General features: G+C 40.3%; 2 protein-coding genes. Both read right to left on the minus strand.

The annotated features are described in order from the left end of the window. A partial coding sequence (locus GAB14E_RS02900; protein ID WP_033084129.1) for a non-ribosomal peptide synthetase occupies window positions 1-2,679 on the minus strand: 2,679 nt, incomplete at its 3' end. Beyond that, window positions 2,676-5,720 (minus strand): non-ribosomal peptide synthetase, encoded by a 3,045-nt coding sequence (locus GAB14E_RS02895; protein WP_231562111.1) that lies wholly within the window; start codon window positions 5,718-5,720, stop codon window positions 2,676-2,678. The genes GAB14E_RS02895 and GAB14E_RS02900, both read right to left, overlap by 4 nt. Window positions 5,721-5,737: the final 17 nt, after the last annotated feature.

A 5,737-nucleotide genomic window follows, 5' to 3' on the forward strand; every position in this document is an offset into this window, starting at 1 on the left:
GTGAGTAACACCATCACCACCAATATACAATTCCCCTATAGCTCCCAAAGGTATGGGTTGACCATTATATAAAACATAAAACTTTATATTATTAATGGGTTGGCCAATAGGTACCGCATGAACATCATACTCCAAATCTTGTAATTCTCTGATCCAATACGTACTGCAACCAACAGCTGTTTCTGTTGGTCCATACTCATTTACATAAATAGTATTGGGTAATAAATCTCGTTTCCATGGCATCAAGCAACGGGTTGTTAACTGCTCTCCTCCAATAACGACTATGTGCTGGGCGTTTCCAGATATATTGCAAGTACTAAGTAATTCAAGATGTGCGGGAGTTATTTTAAATAAATAATCATATTCAGCATTAAAATAGTTAATCAACCCCTCTACAACTAAATCTTGTTTTTCTGGAAGAATTACAATTTTTCGACCAGCCATCAATGGCGTTAACAAGGTAGTCACTGTTGCATCAAAACTTAGCGGCGAACTCAGCACAGAACCAACAATATTATCCGTCAAATAATTTTCTACCGCATGGGCTAAATAATGAACCACTGCGCTATGAGGTACCATGACTCCTTTAGGTTTACCCGTTGATCCTGACGTATATATCACATACGCTAAATGTTTTGAGGTCAATCCTTGACTTAATGGATCTATATTATCCGTCGAATAATCACTTAAATGCTGCAAAAACATTGAATCGTCCAAATATTCTAGCTGATTGTCATTTATTGAGATTTTTCCGCGCAGTTTAATTTGCGTTAAGACAATTGAAAGATTAGCATCTTGCAACATGTAGGCAAGCCTAGCTTTCGGAAAATCAGGATCTAATGGTACGTAAGCACCACCCGCTTTTAAAACAGCAAATATTGCGATAACCATTTCCAGAGAACGTTCCATACAAATACCAACCAAAGTATCTGGTTTAACTTGTTTTTGTTCAATAAGGTAATGTGCCAATTGATTAACTTTGTTATTCAATTCACTGTAATTTAATTTTTGATCCTCAAATACTGCTGCAATAGCATTCGGAGTTTTCTCTACTTGCGCTTCGAATAATTCATGAATACATTTATCTTTAGGATAGATTACCGCAGTATCATTCCATGTAGTCAGTTGCTGATAATACTCTGGTTCACTGAGCATTTTCACATCAAATACATTGTTTTCTGGCGCACTTAACAAGCCTTCAAATAATCGTTCAAAATGCTCTGCCAAACATTTTATGGTCTCAACTTTGAATAAATCTGTGTTATATTCCCAACGTACTCTTAACCCTTCATCATTTTTCATGATATTTAGCGTTAAATCAAATTTGGAAACAGTATTTTTTTGCTTAACATGACTAAGGGTTAGATCAGGTAACTCCTCTGAACCCTGTACGTTATTTTGCAATACCAGCATCACCTGAAATAATAGACTATAACTTAAACTACGCTCCGGCTGTAATTGTTCAACTACCTGCTCAAATGGAACTTGTTGATTAGCATAAGCATCCAATAACGTTTTTTTACTTTGTGCTAGTAGTGCATTAAACGTAGGCTTATCCGACAAATCACTGCGAAGCACCAATGTATTGGCAAAATAACCAATCAAAGGCTCAACTTCCGGTTGTTCTCTATTGGCAACCGGACTCCCGATAACAATGTCGGTTTCATTACTGTAACGGGCGAGCAGTACTGAAAATACCGCATGCAGTCCCATAAACAAAGTGGCCCCATTATCCTTACAATACTGTTCGAACACATCAAGTTTGGTTTTACTCATATTACAAGAATAAATATGTCCAGCAAATCTTTGTTTCGACGGACGAGGCAGATCTAATGGCAAGCTATGAATAATTGGCAAACCAGCTAATTGATTGGTCCAAAAACTCAGTTGCTTATCTAATACTTTTCCTTCTATCCCGTTCCGTTGCCAATGAGCATAATCTGCGTATTGGACCGCAAGCGGTGCTAACGGGTTGCCTTTACCTTGTGCATAAGCTGCATATAAGGTACTAAATTCGGTAATTAAAACTCCGACAGACCATCCATCAGACGCAATATGATGCATAGTCACTAACAATATATGCTCAGCATCACTAAGTTTCAATACATGCACTCTTAGCATAAAGTCAGAATTTAAATTGAAATTATAGGTCGTCTCCTGATCAACGTAGCGGATCACTTCTTCTTGTTGATTTTTAGCTTCTATTGTCGATAAATCAATAGTTACAACATCAAACCCATCTACATTCTGAATTTTTTGAACGGGCTGGCCATCATCACCAGCTACAAAATACGTTCTCAGAGTTTCATGACGTGAAACTATACTACTAAAAGCTTTTTCTAATGCTTCAGGTTTTAAGGTACCTGATAGTTTTAACGCTGCTGATATATTGTACTGATGACTACCACGACCCAGTTTATCTACAAACCATAACCTTTGTTGAGGGAATGAGGTCACTAAAGCATCATCGGGTTGTCTGTCAATCACTTCAATCTTACTGGTTTCAGTACTGTCACGCTTTTCTAATAACTCAACAAGTTCAACTTTAAGTGCGACGACTTGTGATTTTAACGCTTTATTCATTGCCCCCGCAGGTGCCTTAAACGCTAGCTTCCCATCATTGAGATAGAGTGTGATCCCCTTGTTTTTAACTTCTTTTAGTAACGCTACAAGATTCATAATAATCCACCTTCCATTTCATCATCTTCGCTTTCTACAACATCAGCCAATAAGGTTAATGGCTCTATATAAGCTGCAAGCTCTGCAATTGTTTTATGTTCAAACAACACCCGTACACTGATGGTGATATCAAACTCCTCTGTGATCCGATTTACTACTTTCATCGCCAGTAACGAATGCCCCCCGATAGCAAAAAAGTCATGGGTAGTTCCTATGCTCATCGAAATATTCAGTAACTCCTGCCACATGACCACTAACTTGCTTTCTATCTCGGTGCCCGGTGCTACATAACCTGCACTGCTGTGCTCCATCGCCCAATCAGCCAGGGCTCGTTTATTGAGCTTGCCGTTAGACAAGTAAGGAAACGTTTCAACTTCGATCAACTGATGTGGCACCATGTATTCAGGCAATACGCTTTTCAGCATTTGCATTATTTCAGTTGCACTCGCTTTAGCTTCAATGATAAATAATGATAAATTATGGGACGAGGCACTGAAAATACATTTTGCTTGCTCGGCCAACCCTGCATTTAATACCAGCATTGTTATTTCATCAGGCTCTATCCTGAAACCATTTAGCTTAACCTGATCATCAAGTCGCTCCAGATACATCAGATTATTATCCGCCAATACCCGTACATGATCTCCGGTTTTGTAATAGTTTATTTGACTGGCTTCACAATAATGCATCGCCTCGTCGGTTAAGTCAGCTTGATGATAATAACCGTTAAACAGCGAGTCTCCTGCAATTTGCAACTCTCCTGATTCCCCTTTAGCAGCCTCGGTGCCATTTTCTTTAACTACCCGACAGCTCAGGTTATTCACCGGATAACCAATCGGCACAAAATCGGTGATTAGGCGCTCGTTAAAACGCCAAAAAGTGGCATCAATACAACATTCCGATGGCCCGTATAAGTTAACAATTTCACAGTTAAATACGCTCTGTGCCCTTCTTGCTGTCAGCATTTTTAACGCTTCACCACCACAAAATATGGTTTGAAGATTATGCTCATAGCCATCAAAACTATCTTCCGTCATAACCTCCAGTAACGAAGGTACTATTTGCATCCGGGTTATATGCTGCTCTGATACAATACGTCTAAATAATGACGGCTCATAGTTGATTTCGCTTGGGGCTATCACCATAGTCCCACCGACCAGCAGTGGACTCCAGAATTCCCAGATGGACGCATCAAAACTCGCCGATGTTCTTTGTAGAAAACGGTCTTGGGGCTTAAATGAAAATTCCTGGTTTATCCAGTTCATATGATTTAACAATGCTTTGTGGCTTATGCTAACACCTTTGGCTTTACCTGTTGAGCCTGAGGTGAATAAGATGTAGGCCAAATCGTCACTACCGATTGTTATGTCGGGTGTTGTTATGTCATAGCGCCCTAGTTCCAATGCGCTATAATCGATAGCTTGACACCCTTCAATAGAAAAATCGCCCTGACAAATAAATGCCTTTGCCTGTGCATCTTGTAACATGGTATTGATACGTTGTACGGGTAATTCAACATCTATCGGGATATAAGCGGCACCCGTTTTCATTACCGCTAGCATGGCGATAACAAATTCGATGGAACGAGTAAGGCAAAGTGCAATGGCATCACCTTTGCCAATGCCTGTTCCTATCAAGTAATGCGCCAGACGATTCGCACTGGCATTGATGTCACTTAAAGAGGCCATATCACCACCAACCTGAGTTACGGCTGCATCAGGGATATTAAGTGCCCTTTCGAATGATTTCAATACAGTGACATCATTGCCCGTAGTTACTTGTTTGCCCATCGCTTTGTAGCTGGGGGGGGGGGATATTTTGTTACCCTGAATGTGATCAACCAAGTTAGATTTGCACGAGGTAAGAAAATAATTTAATGCCTGTTCATCAATAAAATCACTATCGTAGGTTAACTGCAAACGGGTCGCATTGCCCTGGGTGATTAACATAAATTGTAATTTAAACGCTTCGGGGAAATAAGCAACTTGCTCTATTGTAGCTGCCGACCCAGAGGGTCTGTCTATACTATCAAAAATAAAGGTAAAACCGTCGTTTTCATGTGCATGCTCCTTTGCGAAACATTCACTGTAATCTATCGCCAACGCACTGCAATCACGTTCATTTTCAACGGCAATGTCGAATGAATCCGACACGTCGGGAAATAAAGGCACAGCCCGACTCAGTGGACCAATCGCTTCAGCCAATGTGCTATCGCCGCGGCTATCAAAGACTCTTGCCAATGAAGCCTCTTTTGAATATTTGGTGAGTGATAATCGTAAACTTGCACAGATAACTTCGGCTACCGTCGCCTGATGTTGAGAGGCGTAACTGTCGAGGTGATCAAATACATCACCCAGCTCAACGCTGGCAAAACTATACTGTCTGGTTGACGACTCGATAGTTGAAGCGTGCATATAACGCTGTAATGAAAACGGCTGTTGCAACCCCGCAATACTTTTATCCTTAGTCCAAAAGGCACGCGCATCAAGCAGGTCATCATCGAGCAGAAAATCAGCCAGCCAAGGGGCTAACTCAGCATACTGAATAATATCTTCATGCAGTCTTTCAAGACTCTGTTTCAGGTTACCATTACCGGCACTAAGCAAAAGGTCGAGCAGGTAATTAAGAGAAAAAGCATCGGTATTAATACCAGATAACTCCAGATATAACCAACAGGTATCGCCCATATCCGCCAACACTACTCGATGCCAGGGCGTTGATGAACCACAAGATTTTAGCTCATTGGTGATGTTGTTTTTTTGTTCAGCTATTTGGATTTCATCAAGGTGTTGCCAATTCAATTCGATAAAGTTAACAGCTACTTCTGATGAAATATTTTGCCATAAAGCACCTAACTCATCTAAATGGTAATGAGTACGCAGAATTTCAACACCATAGAGCAGTTTTTGTAAACAGACTTTAATATCCTGAGCCTGTAAAGTTCCATCGAAAACAGCACTAATAGTGGCAACATCAAACGACTTCTGCGAATTATTGTTCAGTTGCTTCCAATAGGTATGTTGAATTGGGGAAGCCAACACTTGGTTATTCATTTAAG

It is taken from the genome of Colwellia psychrerythraea, assembly GCF_000764185.1.
In the GTDB taxonomy this organism is placed as follows: Bacteria; Pseudomonadota; Gammaproteobacteria; order Enterobacterales; family Alteromonadaceae; genus Colwellia; species Colwellia psychrerythraea_B.